The organism is Pseudomonas sp. GW456-L13, from assembly GCF_017350115.1.
Classification (GTDB): Bacteria; Pseudomonadota; Gammaproteobacteria; order Pseudomonadales; family Pseudomonadaceae; genus Aquipseudomonas; species Aquipseudomonas jessenii.
Genome location: NZ_JACNAS010000002.1, coordinates 913,326 through 930,644, shown reverse-complemented (window position 1 = coordinate 930,644; position 17,319 = coordinate 913,326). Strand labels below are relative to the sequence as shown.

General features: G+C 61.9%; 15 protein-coding genes. 14 read left to right on the top strand and 1 reads right to left on the bottom strand.

Annotated features, from left to right (window positions below; all coding sequences use genetic code 11):
* The first annotated feature begins 76 nt into the window (after positions 1 to 76).
* From J4D25_RS18260 to J4D25_RS18205, 12 genes are all read left to right on the top strand, one after another.
* On the top strand, positions 77 to 2,311 hold the full coding sequence (locus J4D25_RS18260) for a DNA internalization-related competence protein ComEC/Rec2 (protein WP_057713699.1): 2,235 nt from the start codon (positions 77 to 79) through the stop codon (positions 2,309 to 2,311).
* A gap of 98 nt (positions 2,312 to 2,409) precedes the next feature.
* Positions 2,410 to 3,045, top strand: coding sequence for a MotA/TolQ/ExbB proton channel family protein (locus tag J4D25_RS18255; RefSeq protein WP_057713700.1), 636 nt, complete (start codon positions 2,410 to 2,412; stop codon positions 3,043 to 3,045).
* Complete coding sequence (locus J4D25_RS18250; protein WP_057713701.1) at positions 3,042 to 3,470, top strand: biopolymer transporter ExbD; 429 nt, start codon at positions 3,042 to 3,044, stop codon at positions 3,468 to 3,470. The genes J4D25_RS18255 and J4D25_RS18250 overlap by 4 nt, the downstream gene beginning before the upstream one ends.
* On the top strand, positions 3,470 to 4,480 hold the full coding sequence (gene lpxK, locus J4D25_RS18245; RefSeq protein WP_057713702.1) for a tetraacyldisaccharide 4'-kinase: 1,011 nt from the start codon (positions 3,470 to 3,472) through the stop codon (positions 4,478 to 4,480). Before J4D25_RS18250 ends, lpxK begins: the two co-directional genes overlap by 1 nt.
* Before the next feature lie 24 nt (positions 4,481 to 4,504).
* A complete protein-coding gene (locus J4D25_RS18240) occupies positions 4,505 to 4,690 on the top strand; it encodes a Trm112 family protein (protein ID WP_003179363.1) in 186 nt (61 codons plus the stop codon).
* Positions 4,687 to 5,451, top strand: a complete 765-nt coding sequence (gene kdsB, locus J4D25_RS18235; RefSeq protein ID WP_057713703.1) for a 3-deoxy-manno-octulosonate cytidylyltransferase — start codon at positions 4,687 to 4,689, stop codon at positions 5,449 to 5,451. Before J4D25_RS18240 ends, kdsB begins: the two co-directional genes overlap by 4 nt.
* Positions 5,451 to 5,915 (top strand): low molecular weight protein-tyrosine-phosphatase, encoded by a 465-nt coding sequence (locus tag J4D25_RS18230; RefSeq protein WP_057713704.1) that lies wholly within the window; start codon positions 5,451 to 5,453, stop codon positions 5,913 to 5,915. The genes kdsB and J4D25_RS18230 overlap by 1 nt, the downstream gene beginning before the upstream one ends.
* The gene (gene murB / locus J4D25_RS18225; protein ID WP_057713705.1) at positions 5,912 to 6,931 is read left to right on the top strand and encodes a UDP-N-acetylmuramate dehydrogenase; all 1,020 of its coding nucleotides are present in this window, start codon (positions 5,912 to 5,914) and stop codon (positions 6,929 to 6,931) included. Before J4D25_RS18230 ends, murB begins: the two co-directional genes overlap by 4 nt.
* Before the next feature lie 241 nt (positions 6,932 to 7,172).
* Positions 7,173 to 7,643, top strand: coding sequence for a (2Fe-2S)-binding protein (locus J4D25_RS18220; protein WP_057713706.1), 471 nt, complete (start codon positions 7,173 to 7,175; stop codon positions 7,641 to 7,643).
* Positions 7,640 to 9,961, top strand: a complete 2,322-nt coding sequence (locus tag J4D25_RS18215) for a xanthine dehydrogenase family protein molybdopterin-binding subunit (protein ID WP_057713707.1) — start codon at positions 7,640 to 7,642, stop codon at positions 9,959 to 9,961. Before J4D25_RS18220 ends, J4D25_RS18215 begins: the two co-directional genes overlap by 4 nt.
* Positions 9,961 to 10,944 (top strand): XdhC family protein, encoded by a 984-nt coding sequence (locus J4D25_RS18210; RefSeq protein ID WP_057713708.1) that lies wholly within the window; start codon positions 9,961 to 9,963, stop codon positions 10,942 to 10,944. The genes J4D25_RS18215 and J4D25_RS18210 overlap by 1 nt, the downstream gene beginning before the upstream one ends.
* Entirely contained in the window at positions 10,941 to 11,537 is a 597-nt protein-coding gene (locus tag J4D25_RS18205; protein WP_057713709.1) for an NTP transferase domain-containing protein, read from the top strand. The genes J4D25_RS18210 and J4D25_RS18205 overlap by 4 nt, the downstream gene beginning before the upstream one ends.
* A 187-nt stretch (positions 11,538 to 11,724) precedes the next feature.
* Here J4D25_RS18205 and rne read toward each other — a convergent pair whose 3' ends face one another.
* Positions 11,725 to 14,988, bottom strand: a complete 3,264-nt coding sequence (rne, locus tag J4D25_RS18200) for a ribonuclease E (protein WP_057713710.1) — start codon at positions 14,986 to 14,988, stop codon at positions 11,725 to 11,727.
* Between the two features lie 702 nt (positions 14,989 to 15,690).
* On the opposite strand from rne, the gene rluC reads away from it, so the two are divergent.
* Both rluC and J4D25_RS18190 read left to right on the top strand, forming a co-directional pair.
* A complete protein-coding gene (gene rluC, locus J4D25_RS18195; RefSeq protein WP_007977058.1) occupies positions 15,691 to 16,653 on the top strand; it encodes a 23S rRNA pseudouridine(955/2504/2580) synthase RluC in 963 nt (320 codons plus the stop codon).
* Positions 16,640 to 17,302 (top strand): HAD-IA family hydrolase, encoded by a 663-nt coding sequence (locus J4D25_RS18190; RefSeq protein ID WP_057713711.1) that lies wholly within the window; start codon positions 16,640 to 16,642, stop codon positions 17,300 to 17,302. The genes rluC and J4D25_RS18190 overlap by 14 nt, the downstream gene beginning before the upstream one ends.
* Positions 17,303 to 17,319 lie beyond the last annotated feature (17 nt).

Here is a 17,319-nt window from a genome sequence, read left to right as displayed (position 1 = left end):
GATTTTGTGACAATTATTGACGGCGCCCATGCGACGAGCGGGCTAAGCCTTGAAGGGGACTTTCAAGGACGGGCTTATGCGCACAGGGATGATGGCGCTGGCGTTGGGTCTTTTGACCTTGCGTTTTTTACCGGCATTACCGCCGGTCTGGTTATGGCTGGCGATGCCAGTGGCGGGTTTGATGTTGCTGCCGTTCAGGACTTATCCGGTGGCGTTTTACTTGTTCGGCTTGAGTTGGGCCTGCGCGAATGCGCAATGGGCGCTGGATGACCGGTTACCGCCGGCGCTGGACGGAGAAACCCGTTGGGTCGAAGGGCGGGTCACTGGCTTGCCCCGGCATGACGACGGTGTCGTGCGTTTCGAGTTGACCGACATCCAGTCCCGACGTACCCGGCTGCCGCAGCAAATGCGTCTGGCCTGGTATGGCGGGCCGCCGGTGAACAGTGGCGAGCGCTGGCGCCTGGCAGTCAAGTTGAAGCGTCCGGTCGGGCTGCTCAATCCGCAGGCCTTCGACTACCAGGCCTGGTTGCTGGCACAACGCATCGGGGCGACCGGGACGATCAAGCAGGGCGAACGCCTTGCGCCAGCCCAATGGGCCTGGCGCGATGCAATCCGTCAGCGTTTGCTGGCGGTGGATGCCCAAGGGCGAAACGGCGCGTTGACGGCGTTGGTGCTCGGGGACGGCGCCGGGTTGAGTCGCGAAGACTGGCAGGTATTGCAGGACACCGGCACGGTTCATCTGTTGGTGATTTCCGGGCAGCACATCGGATTGCTGGCGGGCGTCGTGTATCTGCTGATCGCGGGCCTGGCCCGCTTTGGGTTATGGCCGAACCGTCTGCCATGGTTGCCCTGGGCGTGTGGCCTGGCATTCGCCGCTGCGCTCGGTTACGGGATGCTGGCCGGTTTCGAGGTGCCGGTGCGACGGGCCTGCTTGATGATTGGTCTGGTGTTGTTGTGGCGTCTGCGGTTCCGTCATCTCGGTGCGTGGTGGCCACTGTTGTTGGCACTCAACGGCATTTTGCTGCTGGCGCCGCTGGCGAGTCTCCAGCCTGGTTTCTGGCTGTCTTTCGCGGCCGTGGCAGTCTTGATATTGACCTTCGGCGGGCGTTTGGGGCCGTGGCGTTGGTGGCAGACCTGGACCCGTGCCCAGTGGCTGATTGCAATCGGGCTGTGTCCGTTGTTATTGGCACTGGGGTTGCCCATCAGTCTGAGCGGGCCGCTGGCCAATTTGTTTGCGGTGCCCTGGATCAGTCTGGCGGTACTGCCACCGGCGTTGCTCGGGACGCTGTTGCTGCCGGTGCCTTATGTGGGTGAGAAATTGCTGTGGCTGGCGGGCGGTCTGATCGACGGTTGGTTCAGCGGATTGGGGTTCGTCTCCGGTCAGGTTCCTGCTTGGGTGCCCGCGGCAGTCCCGCTATGGGCCTGGGCAATCGGTGCTATTGGCGCCTTTTTGCTCTTGCTGCCGCGAGGCTTGCCGATGCGCCCGTTAGGGTGGCCCATGCTGTTGATGCTGGTTTTTTCGCCCAGGCCGATGTTGCAGGAGGGCATGGCGGAAGTCTGGCAACTGGATGTCGGTCAAGGCCTGGCGATCCTGGTGCGCACCCGGCATCACACGTTGCTGTATGACGCCGGACCGCGTTTCGGAGAACTCGACCAGGGGGAACGGGTGGTGCTGCCGGCATTGCGCAAACTGGGGGTGAAGGGCATAGACCTGATGCTGATCAGCCACGCCCACGCCGATCATGCCGGCGGTGCCCCGGCGATTGCCAGGGGGTTGCCGGTGAAACAGGTGGTCAGTGGTGAACCGTCAGACTTGCCTGCGCAACTGCAGGCCGGGAGATGTGAGAGCGGTCGGCGATGGACCTGGGATGAAGTCGATTTCCAGCTTTGGCACTGGCCATTGGCCGGCGACAGCAACCAGAACTCTTGTGTTTTGCTGATCGAGGCCAATGGCGAACGGCTGCTGTTGAGTGGCGACATCGATGCCGCCGCCGAGAGAGCCCTGCTGGACAGTCCGTTGGCCCGGCCCATCGATTGGCTGCAGGCGCCACACCACGGCAGTCGCAGCTCGTCGTCCAATGCCCTGCTGGATGTCCTGCAACCCAAAGGTGCGCTGATCTCCCGCGGGCAGGGCAATTCGTTTGGCCATCCGCATCCCACGGTCATCGCGCGTTATCAAAAACGTGGAATGGCGATCTACGACAGCGTCGAACAGGGTGCCATTCGTCTGCAACTGGGACGCTTCGAGCCGCCGTGGTCATTGCGCCAGGAACGGCGTTTCTGGCGCGATCCGCCGCCCTTGAACCCATAACCGAGCGTTATCAAAGCCCGACCGGATGCGACATCACGGTCTTCGGTGCGTCCACCCCCTATGTTAGAGTGGCGCACTTTTTCGAGGGGGCTGTCACTGTGTGGGAATTGGTCAAATCCGGCGGCTGGATGATGCTGCCGATCATTTTGAGCTCCATCGCGGCCATGGCGATCGTTGCCGAGCGTCTGTGGACCCTGCGGGCCAGCCGCGTGACCCCGGAGCACTTGCTCGGGCAGGTATGGGTCTGGATCAAGGACAAACAGCTCAATAAGGAAAAGCTCAAGGAACTGCGCGCCAATTCGCCTTTGGGCGAGATCCTGGCGGCCGGCCTGGCCAACTCCAAGCATGGTCGCGAGATCATGAAGGAGTGCATCGAAGAGGCCGCTCAACGGGTCATCCATGAGCTCGAACGCTACGTCAACGCCCTGGGCACCATTGCTGCCATGGCCCCATTGCTGGGCTTGCTCGGTACCGTGCTGGGCATGATCGATATTTTCAGCGCGTTCACAGGCTCAGGCATGACCACCAACGCCTCGGTACTGGCCGGTGGTATTTCCAAGGCCCTGATCACCACGGCTGCCGGTTTGATGGTTGGTATCCCGGCGGTATTCTTCCATCGATTCCTGCAACGCCGGATCGATGAACTGGTGGTAGGGATGGAGCAGGAAGCGATCAAACTGGTCGAGGTAGTGCAGGGCGACCGCGATGTGGACCTGGCCGGGAGCAAAGCGTGAAATTCCGCCGCAAACCACGGGAAACGGTGGACATCAACCTCGCGTCGCTGATCGACGTGGTGTTCATCCTGCTGCTGTTTTTTGTCGTGACCACCACCTTCACTCGTGAAACCCAGCTGCGCGTCGATCTGCCGGAAGCGGTCAGCGGCGCGCCGGCCGACGATCAGAACAAGCCTCTGGACATTGCCATCAGTGCCGACGGTGTGTTCTCGGTGAACAACCAGATCCTGCCGAAAAGCGACCTGGCTTCGCTGATGGACGCGCTGCAAAAGGAAGCCAATGGCGACACCAACCGGCCACTGTCGATCAGCGCTGATGGCAAGACACAGCATCAGTCCGTCATCACCGCCATGGATGCGGCCGGCAAGCTCGGTTTCAGCCATTTGCGCATGACCACTGTCGAAGCGGCGCCCCCCGCGTCCTGATGGCCATGTCCGATCGATTGCTCGCCGCGTGGTACGCAGGTCATCCGGCCCTGAAACTGTTGCAGCCGCTGGAATGGCTGTACCGGCGCGTGGTCATGAACAAGCGCAAGCGCTTTCTGGCCGGTGAGGGCGAGATCTATCAGCCACCGGTGCCGCTGATCGTGGTCGGCAACATCACCGTGGGTGGCACCGGCAAGACACCGCTGATTCTGTGGATGATCGAGCACTGCCAGCGCAGCGGCCTGCGGGTCGGCGTGGTCAGCCGCGGCTACGGCGCCAAACCGCCGCAACTGCCATGGCGAGTCGAGGCCGAGCAAAGCGCCGACGTCGCCGGTGACGAGCCGTTGCTGATCGTCCAGCGCACGGGCGTCCCGCTGATGATCGACCCCAATCGCAGCAACGCCGTCAAAACCTTGTTGGCCAGTGAGCCGCTGGACCTGATCCTGTCCGACGACGGCATGCAGCACTACCGCATGGCCCGTGACCTGGAACTGGTGCTGATCGATGCCGCCCGTGGCCTGGGCAATCGCCGTTGCCTGCCTGCCGGGCCGTTGCGTGAGCCGGTCGAGCGCTTGCAAAGCGTCGACGCGGTCCTCTACAACGGTGCCGTGGCCGACCGCGATGATGGATTTGCCTTCCAGTTGCAACCCACCGCGCTGGTCAACCTGCGCAGCGGCGAACGTCGTCCCCTCGACCACTTTGGCGCAGGCCAGGCCGTGCACGCGGTGGCCGGCATCGGCAATCCACAACGTTTCTTCAAGACTCTCGAAACGCTACACTGGCAGCCAGTCCCACATGCGTTTGCCGACCACGCCGAATACAGCGTGGAGGCGTTGAATTTCATGCCGTCATTGCCGTTGGTGATGACGGAAAAGGACGCGGTGAAATGCCGTGCCTTTGCCGCCGCCGACTGGTGGTACCTGGCGGTCGATGCTGTGCCGTCGCCGGCCTTCGTGGCCTGGTTCGACACGCAGTTGATGCGCCTGCTGCCGGCTCGTTTGTTGCCTTAACTCCGTTTTTTCCAGGGAATGCTCATGGACACCAAATTGCTCGATATCCTCGCTTGCCCGGTCTGCAAAGGCCCGCTCAAGCTCAGCGCCGACAAGACCGAGCTGATCAGCAAGGGCGCAGGCCTGGCCTACCCGATTCGCGACGGTATCCCGGTGATGCTCGAATCCGAAGCGCGCACCCTGACCACCGACGAGCGCCTGGATAAATGACCACAGCCTTTACCGTCGTCATTCCATCGCGTTACGCCTCCACACGCCTGCCCGGCAAGCCGCTGCTGCTGATCGCCGGCAAGCCGATGATCCAGCACGTCTGGGAACAGGCGAGCAAAAGCAGCGCCGAGCGGGTGGTGGTGGCCACCGACGACGCGCGCATCGTCGAGGCCTGCAATGGCTTTGGCGCCGAAGTGGTGTTGACCCGTGAGGATCACAACTCCGGCACCGATCGCCTGGCCGAAGTCGCGATGAAGCTGGGCCTGGCGCCCGACGCTATCGTGGTCAACGTCCAGGGCGACGAGCCGCTGATCCCGCCGAACGTGATCGATCAGGTGGCCGCCAACCTGGCAGCCCACGCCGAAGCGCGCATGGCCACCCTGGCCGAACCGATCGAAGACGTGGACACCCTGTTCAATCCCAACGTGGTCAAGGTCGTCAGCGACCTCAATGGCCTGGCGCTGACGTTCAGCCGTTCTACCTTGCCCTGGGCGCGGGATGCCTTCGCCGTGAACCGTGAGCAGTTGCCCGAAGGTGTGCCGTACCGCCGCCATATCGGCATTTATGCCTATCGCGCCGGATTCCTGCAGGATTTCGTCAACTGGGGTCCATGCTGGCTGGAAAACACCGAGTGTCTGGAACAGCTGCGTGCGCTGTGGCACGGCGTACGAATTCACGTCGCCGATGCACTGATCGCGCCGCCACCCGGTGTCGACACCGTTGAAGACCTTGAGCGCGTTCGTCGCCTGCTGGAGGCGTGATGCGGGTTCTGTTTGTCTGCCTGGGCAACATCTGTCGCTCGCCCACGGCCGAAGGCGTGCTGCGGCATAAGTTGCGTCAAGCGGGGCTGGCCGACCAGGTCGAAGTCGCTTCCGCCGGCACCGGTGACTGGCATGTCGGCAAGGCGCCGGACAAGCGCAGTCAGGCCGCGGCGAAGCTGCGCGGTTATGACTTGTCCGCCCAGCGCGCCCGGCAAGTCAGTCGTGCCGATTTCGCCACCTACGACCTGATCCTGGCGATGGACAACAGCAACCTGCGCAACCTCAAGGCCTTGCAGCCGGCCAAGGGCAAGGCCGAATTGGACCTGTTCCTGCGTCGCTACCAGTCGCCAGTCGATGAAGTGCCGGACCCGTACTACGACGGCGAACAAGGCTTCGAGCAGGTGCTGGACCTGATCGAGCACGCCAGTGATTTGCTGGTGATCGAATTGAAGGGACGGTTATGAGTTTGCAGGTTCAATCACAGGTTTCGCTCAAGCCGTTCAACAGCTTTGGCGTGGATGTCCAGGCCCGGCTGTTTGCCCAGGCCCATAGCGACGCCGATGTGCGCGAGGCTCTGGCCTACGGGCTGGAGCACAAGGTCCCGGTGCTGGTGATCGGCGGCGGCAGCAACCTGTTGCTGACGGCGGATATCGAATCACTGGTTCTGCGCATGGCCACGCGCGGGATTCGCGTGCTGAGCGATGAGGGCGGCAAAGTGGTGATCGAGGCCGAGGCAGGCGAGCCCTGGCATCCATTTGTGCAACACACACTGTCCCAGGGGCTGTCCGGCCTGGAAAATCTCAGCCTGATTCCCGGCACTGTCGGTGCGGCACCGATGCAGAACATCGGCGCTTATGGCGTCGAGATCAAGGACGTGTTCGCCGGCCTGACCGCCCTCGATCGCCAGACCGGCGAACTGCGCGACTTTACCCTGCAAGAGTGCAACTTCGCCTACCGCGACAGCCTGTTCAAGCAGGAGCCGGGGCGTTGGTTGATCCTGCGTGTGCGTTTCGCCCTCGACCGCGCCGCGCATCTGCACCTGGAGTACGGCCCGGTGCGCCAGCGCCTGACCGAACAAGGCATCGAGCATCCGACCGCCAGCGATGTCAGCCAGGCCATTTGCAGCATCCGCAACGAAAAACTCCCGGACCCGGCCGTACTCGGCAATGCCGGCAGCTTTTTCAAGAACCCTTTGGTGTCGTCGGCGCTGGCTGCACGGCTCAAGGGTGAATACCCGGACCTGGTGGCCTATGCGCAACCCGACGGGCAGATGAAACTGGCCGCCGGTTGGCTGATCGAGCGGGCAGGGTGGAAAGGTTTCCGTGAAGCTGATGCTGGCGTGCATAAATTGCAGGCGCTGGTGCTGGTCAACTATGGAGGCGCGACGGGCCTGCAACTGTTGAACCTGGCGCAGCGCATCCAGAAAGACATTCTCGAGCGTTTCCATGTCGATCTGGAAATGGAGCCGAACCGGTATTGAGCTAAGCTTTCAAGACGGATCAAAAAGCCCTGCACAATGTTTATTGTGCAGGGCTTTTTTGTTAATGCTCGGTTAACTTAGTCAGCTAACGATGCACACTCTTGCTCCACCAAAGGCCCGGTGCAGACCGTATGAGTCAGCATAAGAGAGCCCATTAGCCTGAGTCGATCTGCGTGCGACCCACCGAGATCCAGCGGCAGATTGCTCGACCCCATAACTCAAGACCTATGCGGGCGTGCCCATGATTACCCTGAAACTCAATGGTCAAGACCATCAACTCGACGTCACCGAGGACATGCCGCTGCTCTGGGCGATCCGCGACGTGGCCGGTTACAACGGCACCAAATTCGGCTGCGGTATGGGCCTGTGCGGCGCCTGTACCATTCATATCGAAGGGGCTCCGGCACGCAGTTGCATTACACCCATCGGTTCAGTCGTCGGGCAGAATGTCAGCACCATCGACAACCTGCACACCGATCCGATCGGCAAAGTCGTGCAGCAAGCCTGGCTCGACACGGCAGTGGCTCAATGCGGCTTCTGCCAGGGCGGGCAAATCATGTCGGCGACGGCGCTGCTCAAGACCCATCCGAACCCGAGCGACGAGCAGATCGAAGAAGCCATGGTCGGCAACATCTGTCGCTGCGGCACCTATAACCGTATCAAGACCGCGATCCGTCAGGCTTCCACTCACCTGAAGGAGGCCAAGGCATGAGCCGGTTACCGAATGATTTCGCCCTGAGCAACCTCAGTCGCCGTGGTTTTCTCAAGGGTGTGGGGGCGACCGGTGCGCTGGTGGTCGCCGCGAGTTGGGGTTGGCAAGACGCGTTTGCCGAAGAGAAAGAGAAGAAGTTCGGCGCCGACGGCATGCCCCACGGCTGGTTCGACGATCCAAAAGTCTATGTGAGTATCGCCGCCGATGGCACGGTGACCGTTATCTGCAACCGCTCGGAGATGGGCCAGGGCGTGCGCACCAGCTTGACCATGGTGGTGGCCGATGAACTGGAAGCCGACTGGGCGATGGTCAAGGTACAGCAGGCCCCCGGCGATGAAGTGCGCTTCGGCAACCAGGACACCGACGGCTCGCGCAGCATGCGTCACTGGTACGAGCCGATGCGTCGCTGCGGTGCCGCCGCACGCGCGATGCTGGAACAAGCCGCCGCTGACCAATGGAAAGTGTCAGTCGGCGAGTGCCAGGCGCAACTTCATAAAGTCATTCATAAACCGTCGGGCCGTGAACTGGGCTATGGCGCGCTGGCCGCCGCCGCTGGCGCTTTGGCCGTGCCTGCGCGTGAAAGCCTGAGACTCAAGCAACCTTCGGAATTTCGATATATCGGTAAGGAAGGCACCAAGGCCATCGACGGTGAGGACATCGTCAATGGTCGTGCGGTGTACGGCGCCGACGTGCATTTCGACGGCATGCTGTACGCGACCATCGCGCGGCCTACGGTGTATGGCGGCAAGGTCAAAAGCTTCGATGGCAGCGCGGCGATGAAAGTCCCAGGCGTGGTCAAAGTGGTACAGATCGAAAGCCGTCCGTTGCCTTCGGAGTTCCAACCCCTGGGCGGCATCGCCGTGGTGGCGAGCAATACCTGGGCGGCGATAAAGGGCCGTGAGGCACTGAAAATCGAATGGGACGACGGCCCCAACGCCAGCTACGACTCGATTGCCTATCGCAAAGAACTCGAAGCCGCCTCGCTCAAGCCCGGCAAGGTGGTGCGCAAAACCGGCAACCTCGATGAGGCCATGGCCAGCGCCGATAGCACGCTGGAAGCCTCCTACTACTTGCCGCATTTGTCACAGTCGCCGATGGAACCGATGGTCGCCATTGCGCGGTTCAAGGACGGTGCGTGCCAAGCCTGGGGGCCAAGCCAGGCGCCGCAGGTCACCCGGGAACGGATCGGTGAGCGCCTGGGCCTGCCGTTCGACAAGGTCACGTTCAACGTGACTCTGCTCGGGGGCGGGTTCGGGCGCAAGTCCAAGCCTGACTTCATCATCGAGGCCGCCATCCTCGCCAAGGAATTCCCCGGTAAAGCGGTGCGGGTGCAATGGACCCGCGAAGACGACATCCACTGTTCCTATTTTCACACCGTGTCGGCCGAATACCTCAAGGCCAGCCTGAACAAGGATGGCCTGCCATCCGGCTGGTTGCACCGTACGGTGGCGCCGAGCATCACCGCGTTGTTTGCGCCGGGCATGAACCATGAGGCGGCGTTCGAACTGGGCATGGGGTTCACCAACATGGCGTATGCGATCCCCAACATTCGCCTGGAAAACCCCGAGGCAACGGTGCATACCCGGGTAGGTTGGTATCGCTCGGTGTCGAACATTCCCCATGGTTTCGCGATCCAGAGTTTTATCGATGAACTGGCGCACAAGGCCGGGCAGGATCCGCTGAAGTACCAGATCAGATTGCTCGGCCCGGACCGTCAGATCGATCCGCGTACCTTGAGTGAAGAGTGGAACTACGGCGAATCCCCCGAGCGTTATCCGATCGACACCGCGCGCCTGCGCACGGTACTGGAGACCGCCGCCAAAGCCGCCGGTTGGGGGCGTGAGTTGCCCAAGGGACGCGGCTTGGGCCTGGCAGTGCATTACAGCTTCGTGACCTATGTGGCGGCGGTGATCGAGGTGGAGGTCAAGGACGACGGCACGCTGGTGGTGCACAAGGCCGACATCGCCGTCGATTGCGGACCGCAGATCAACCCCGAGCGGATTCGCGCGCAATTCGAAGGCGCCTGCGTCATGGGCCTGGGTAATGCGGTGCTGGGGGAAATCAGCTTCAAGGACGGCAAGGTCCAGCAGGATAACTTCCATATGTATGAAGTGGCGCGCATGTCCCTGGCGCCGAAAGAAGTGGCGGTGCATCTGGTGACGCCGCCGGGCGACGTCCCGTTGGGTGGTGTGGGTGAACCGGGCGTGCCACCGATTGCGCCGGCACTGTGCAACGCGATCTTCGCCGCCACCGGCAAACGCATCCGCAATCTGCCTGTTCGTTATCAGTTGTCGGGTTGGCAGAAGGCCGGCGCCTGATGGACAGCGCCGATCTGAACGTCCTGCGCAGCGTGTTGCAATGGCATCGCGCCGGTCAGCGGGTGGTGTTGTACAGCGTGGTCGAAACCTGGGGCACTGCGCCCCGGGCACCCGGCGCCATGCTGGCTTTGCGCGAAGACGGCATGGTGATTGGTTCGGTCTCGGGCGGGTGTGTCGAAGATGACTTGATTGCCCGGCTGCACGACGGACGCCTCGCACTTGACGGGCCGCCGGTGCAATTGATCACCTACGGCGTGACCCGCGAGGAAGCCGCACGTTTCGGCTTGCCCTGCGGTGGCACCTTGCGCTTGACCGAGGAGCGTATCGACGATGGGGATTGGGTCGAGCAATTGCTCGCCCGTTGCGAGGCCCATGAAATCGTTGCGCGTGAACTGAACCTGACCACCGGCGCAGTACTTTTGCAGCCGGCCAGTAAAACTGACGTGTTGACGTTCGATGGACAGACCTTGCGGGTGATCCATGGCCCGCGCTGGCGCTTGCTGCTGATCGGCGCGGGGCAGCTGTCGCGCTATGTGGCGGAAATGGCCCGGCTGCTGGATTTCGAGGTGCTGATTTGCGACCCGCGTAGCGAGTTCGTCTACGGCTGGGAGGAGCAGCACGGACGATTCGTTTCGGGCATGCCGGATGAGGCGGTATTGAATATCCAGACCGATGAACGCACGGCTATCGTGGCCTTGACCCATGATCCGCGTCTGGATGACATGGCGCTGCTCACGGCCCTGGATTCCAGGGCTTTTTACGTCGGAGCGCTGGGGTCGCGGGTCAACAGCCAGAAGCGCCGGGAAAACCTGGCTCAACTGGGTTTGTCGCAATCGGCGATTGACCGCTTGCATGGTCCGATCGGTTTGCACATCGGCAGTCATAATCCAGCGGAAATTGCCTTGTCGCTCATGGCGGAAATCGTGGCGGTCAAAAACGGCATCGAACTGAAACAGAAGAAAGTCCTGCGGGAGAGCGTATGAGCAAATCCATCGGCGTTATCGTGTTGGCGGCGGGGCAGGGCAGCCGGTTTCGTCAGGTGGCGGGTGCCGAAAAGGATAAATTGGTGGCCGATTGCACCGGGCGTGACGGCGTGGTGCGGTCCGTCATCGAGCACACATTGGTCAACCTGCCGGCGACGCTGGACAAGCGCGTACTGGTGACCACTGCTGACCGCCCGCAAGTGATTCGCATGGCTCAGGCCTATGGCTGCGAGATTGTGCTGATCGAATCGACGGGAATGGGCGACAGCATTGCCGCGGGAGTCGCTGCCTGCAAGCAACTCGATGGCTGGCTGATGGTGCTCGGGGATATGCCGTTCATCCTGCCATCGAGTATCGAGCAAGTGGTGGCGGGGATTGGCGATGACAGTATCAGCGTGCCCGTGCAGGACGGCGGGTACGGGCATCCGGTCGGGTTCGGACGGGACTTCGCGGCGGGGTTGATGGCGTTATCGGGGGATCGCGGCGCCAAGCCGCTGTTCGCCCAAGGGCGGGTGGTTGAAGTGAGCGTGGATGATTCTGGTGTGGTGTGGGATGTGGATGTGCCTGAAGCACTAACCTTCAGGCCAGCATAGATCCTTGTGGGAGCGAGCTTGCTCGCGATAGCGGTGGATCAGCTAGCACCAATGTTGAATGTCATTCCGCCATCGCGAGCAATCGAGCGTCGACCGGCTGCTCCCACAGGGGAATGGTGTGATTTCACAGATGTAAAAAAAGCCCCGCCTGGGATCACCAGGCGGGGCTTTTTAGTGGCCGATGGAATCAGACGAGAGGTTTAGGCTCGTGTTCTTTTTCCTGGGCTTGCTCGTGTTGCTCTACCGCTTCCTGAACGGAGCGCGGTGCTTCGTGGATCACCGACTCAACCGGCTCGGCAGCCACTTCGGCAGCCGGGGCAGGAGCTGCCTCAACCACTTCAGCAGCAACCGGTGCAGGCTCGGCGGCGACAACCGCTTCAGCTGGAGCCGCAGCGGCAGCCAGTTCAGCTTCCTTCTGCAGACGCTCGGCTTCACGCTTGCGACGACGCACTTCACGCGGGTCGTTAGGCGCACGGCCACTTGGCGTCAGGGCGCTGGCAGGAGCGGCTTCGACCACTGGTGCAGGTGCCTGGGCAACGACCGGTGCTTCAACGGCTGGCGCTTCAACCACCGGCGCCGGGGCCGGTTCTGCTGCGGCAACCACCGGCTCGGAAACCATGGCTTCTGCCACTTGGGTTTCAGCGGCTGGTGCAGCGGTTTCAGCGACGGCTGGCTCGGCAACCCAGTTGAATGCGGTTTGCTCTTCGCGAACTTCACGCACGGTGTCAGTCACGGTTTCAACAACCGCTTCCGCAGCCTGGGCAGGTGCTTCTACCACTGGTGCTGGCTCGGCAGCCGCTTCAACAGCAGGCTGAGCTTCTGGCGCTGGCGCCACTTCGATTTCCGGCGAGGCGGTGACTTCGACCGGTGTGGTCGCTTCAACGACTGGCGCTTCAACCGGAGCTGCTTCCAGGGTCGCGGCAGTGGCGCGTTCGGCTTGCACATTGGCTTCAGCTTCTGCTGGAGCGCTGATCACGCTGCTGGCAACAGCTGCGGTGACAGCCAGGCCGGCGGCCAGATCGGCAGTGCTTGGCGCTTCAGCGTTTTCGCCGGACTCGGACTCTTCCGAACCTTCGATCACGTTGCCGTTGGCGTCACGCTGACGCTCGCGACGGTTGCTGCGACGACGCTGACCACGGGAGCGGCGGCGTGGACGGTCGCCTTCGGCGCTTTCCTGACCGTCTTCCGACAGTTGCTCTTCGTTGGTGGTCAGTTCTTCTTCAGTTGCGGCTGCGGCAGCTTGTTCGGCACGTGGCTGACGTTCTTCACGCGGTGGGCGTGGCGCGCGTTCTTCACGTGGCTGACGAGCCGGGCGTTCTTCAGCGGTAGCAGCCGTAGCGGTAGCAGCGGCGGCCGGAGCAGCCGGAGCGGCATCCAGAGGCTCGCGCAGTTCACGAACGCGTTCTTCACGCTCGCCACGTGGCTTGCGATCTTCACGCGGAGCGCGCGGTGCACGTTCTTCACGAGGCGCGCGTGGTGCGCGTTCTTCGCGGGCTACCGCTGGCGTTTCTTCGCGGGTTTCGCGAGGTTCACGCACTTCCCGTGGCTGACGCTCTTCACGCGGCTCACGTGGTGCGCGTTCTTCACGCGGTGCACGCTCTTCGCGAGGCTTGCGCTCTTCATCGCGGCGACCGTTACGGTTGCGGCTCTGCTGGCGACCGTTGCGACGCTCTTCGTTGCGGGCCGGACGCTCGGCGGCAGGTTTTTCAACCACAACCGGTGCGGCAGGCTCTTCCTTGGTGGCGAACAGGCTCACCAGCGACTTCACCAGGCCTTTGAACAGGCTTGGCTCCGGTACGGCGGCCGGGGCAGGGGCTGGAGCGGCCACCTCTGTTGGCACAGGAGCGTTGGCACGGGCCGGGGCCGTTTTGACCGCAGCTTCCTGGCGAACCAGGGTGCGGGTCGCAGCGGCTGGCTGGACTTCTTCGACTTCGGCAGCGGCAGCGGCGATTTCGTAGCTGGACTGGTTGGTCGCCGCTTCCGGGCTGTCGTCACGCAGGCGCTGTACTTCAAAGTGCGGCGTTTCGAGGTGATCGTTCGGCAGGATGACGATGCGGGCACGGGTGCGCAGTTCGATCTTGGTGATCGAGTTGCGTTTTTCGTTGAGCAGGAACGCCGCCACCGGGATCGGCACTTGTGCACGAACTTCGGCGGTACGGTCTTTCAGGGCTTCTTCTTCGATCAGGCGCAGGATCGCCAGGGACAGCGATTCAACGTCACGGATGATGCCGGTGCCGTTGCAACGCGGGCAGACGATGCCGCTGCTTTCACCCAGGGATGGACGCAGGCGCTGACGGGACATTTCCAGCAGGCCGAAGCGCGAAATGCGACCGACTTGCACGCGAGCGCGGTCGGCTTCCAGGCATTCGCGGACTTTTTCTTCCACGGCGCGCTGGTTCTTGGCTGGGGTCATGTCGATGAAGTCGATGACGATCAGGCCGCCGATGTCGCGCAGGCGCAACTGACGGGCGATTTCCTCGGCCGCTTCAAGGTTGGTTTGCAGCGCGGTTTCTTCGATGTCGCTGCCTTTGGTGGCGCGCGCCGAGTTGATGTCGATGGACACCAGGGCTTCGGTCGGATCGATCACGATGGAACCGCCGGAAGGCAGTTCGACAACGCGCTGGAAAGCGGTTTCGATCTGGCTTTCGATCTGGAAGCGGTTGAACAGCGGAACGCTGTCTTCGTACAGCTTGATCTTGCTGGCGTACTGCGGCATTACCTGGCGGATGAAGGTCAGGGCTTCGTCCTGGGCTTCAACGCTGTCGATCAGCACTTCGCCGATGTCCTGGCGCAGGTAATCGCGGATCGCGCGGATGATCACGTTACTTTCCTGGTAGATCAGGAATGGCGCGGCGCGGTCCAGCGAAGCTTCCTTGATGGCGGTCCACAGTTGCAGCAGGTAGTCGAGGTCCCACTGCATTTCTTCGCTGCTGCGGCCAAGGCCTGCAGTGCGCACGATCAGGCCCATGTCGGCCGGGGCAACCAGACCGTTCAGGGCTTCACGCAGTTCGTTGCGCTCTTCGCCTTCGATGCGACGGGAGATACCGCCGGCACGCGGGTTGTTCGGCATCAGCACCAGGTAACGACCGGCCAGGCTGATGAAGGTGGTCAGGGCGGCGCCCTTGTTGCCACGTTCTTCTTTTTCGACCTGAACGATGACTTCCTGGCCTTCGCTCAGGACGTCCTTGATGTTGACGCGACCTTCCGGGGCTTTCTTGAAGTATTCGCGGGAGATTTCTTTGAGGGGCAGGAAGCCGTGGCGCTCAGAGCCGAAATCGACAAAGGCAGCCTCGAGGCTTGGTTCGATGCGAGTAATCCGGCCTTTATAGATGTTGGCCTTCTTCTGCTCGCGTGCACCGGATTCGATGTCCAGGTCGTAGAGGCGCTGGCCATCTACCAGTGCAACACGCAACTCTTCGGGTTGAGTTGCGTTAATCAGCATTCTTTTCATGTAGTACCGTCGGTTTCCGGGCTGCCGGAAACGGCGTTCGGCACACACGACTTCTCACGGTCGGTGTCAGGTGCGTCGGGAGTGGTTGGCCATTTCCCGTGTCCAGCGAAGTCCGGCCAATGTGGGCCTTCATCGCGACGTACGCGTCCTGCTTGCTGTGGCTACTTAAGCACTCAGTCAGGAGGAGGAATCAACCAGCGGCTGTGGACGAGATGAAGCGTCTTGAGAAAGCCTGTTGCTACACAGTCCGGCGGTTGTGCATCTCCACCCTACACGTATCCCTGATAATTCGGGTGCTGCCGCGCGCAGAATCCGCAGCGGGTTGGCATTTACCGTGAGCTCCGAAAGGGGAGGTCACGCATCATGGCTAATTTAGGCGTTGTTTCCGATGCCTTCGCTCGGGGTCATTCGCAGCTGACTGCACTTTGTGAACTGGCCGTGAATATGGCTCGCAAAACGAGTGGAAAACTCTGCTTTGTGGCGTGATTCAGGCCTCATGTCACCTGCGCTCGTTACACCTGCAAACTCCACCGTTACGTAGCGAAAGCCCCGTAGGACGGCCTCGCGTCCTGGTGAATTGCGTTGGTCAGGGCCGGTTTTTGACCGTTGGTCCGCTGTCCAGGCCGCTTTTGGCGACGTTCGCGACTATAGCAGCAATGATTAAGTGCTTCAATTCCATAAAAAATTGTTATCATCCGCGCCATGACGACGACTACCCCCCCGACTCCAGGCGTACAACTGCTTGAGGTCTCGCCGGAATATGCCGGCCAACGCATTGATAATTTCCTTCTCGCCCGACTCAAAGGCGTGCCCAAGACCTTGATTTATCGCATTTTGCGCAAGGGCGAAGTGCGCGTGAACAAAGGTCGGATCAAGCCCGAGTACAAGCTGCAGGCGGGCGATATCGTGCGCGTGCCGCCGGTTCGCGTGCCTGAGCGCGACGAACCGGTGCCGCTGGCACAAGGCCTGTTGCAGCGGCTCGAGGCCTCGATTGTCTTCGAAGACAAGGCGCTGATCGTGATCAACAAGCCCGCGGGTATTGCTGTTCATGGTGGCAGCGGCCTGACTTTCGGGGTGATCGAAGCCTTTCGTCAGTTGCGCCCCGATTGCAAAGAGCTCGAACTGGTTCACCGTCTCGACCGTGATACGTCCGGCCTGTTGATGATCGCCAAGAAGCGCAGCATGTTGCGCCACTTGCACACCGCATTGCGCGGTGATGGCGTCGACAAGCGCTACATGGCGCTGGTCCGCGGTAACTGGGCGAGCTCGATCAAGCAAGTCCGTGCGTCGCTGGGCAAGAGCAATCTGCGCTCCGGCGAGCGCATGGTCGAGGTCGACGAGGAGGAGGGGAAGGAGTCCGTGACCGTGTTCAAGGTCCTGCGCCGCTTCGGCGACTTTGCCACCCTGATCGAAGCCAAGCCGATTACCGGCCGGACTCACCAGATCCGCGTCCATACCTTGCACGCCGGGCATTGCATCGCTGGCGACACCAAGTATGGCGACGAAGGTTTCAGCAAGGAAATCCGCGATCTGGGCGGCAAGCGCCTGTTCCTGCACGCCTACATGCTGACGGTGCCGCTCCCCGATGGTGGTGAGCTGAAGCTGCAAGCGCCGGTCGACGAGATGTGGGCCAAAACCGTGGAGCGATTGAGTGCGCCCATCTGACTACAAGCTGTTGATCTTTGATTGGGACGGCACTCTGGCCGATTCCATTGGTCGGATTGTCGAGGCGATGCACGTTGCCTCGCAGCGTTCCGGTTTTGAGCTGCGCGATGATCTGGCCGTCAAGGGCATCATCGGCCTGGGCTTGCCGGAAGCGATCCGCACCCTGTACCCCGAAATCGGCGACGCCGAGCTGATCGCGTTCCGCGAGCACTATGCTGAGCATTACATCGCGTCGGAGGCTGAGCCTTCGCCGCTGTTCGAGGGTGTGGTCGAGTCGCTCGAGGCATTTCGTGCCGAGGGCTATCATCTGGCTGTGGCGACCGGCAAGGCCCGTCGCGGGCTGGATCGGGTGTTGAAGTCCCATGGCTGGGAGAATTACTTCGATATCACTCGCGCCGCCGACGAAACCGCCAGCAAGCCCCATCCGCTGATGCTCGAACAGATTCTCGCCCATTGCGAGGTCCGCCCGGAACAGGCGTTGATGGTGGGTGATTCGTCCTTTGATTTGCAGATGGCGCGCAACGCCGGCATGGGTTCGGTGGCCGTCAGTTATGGCGCTCAATCGATCGATGCGTTGAGGTTGTATGAGCCGCGACTGGCCATCGACCGTTTTTCAGAATTGCATGCCTGGCTGAATCAGCGGGCTTAACCGGTTGTTTTTGGGGT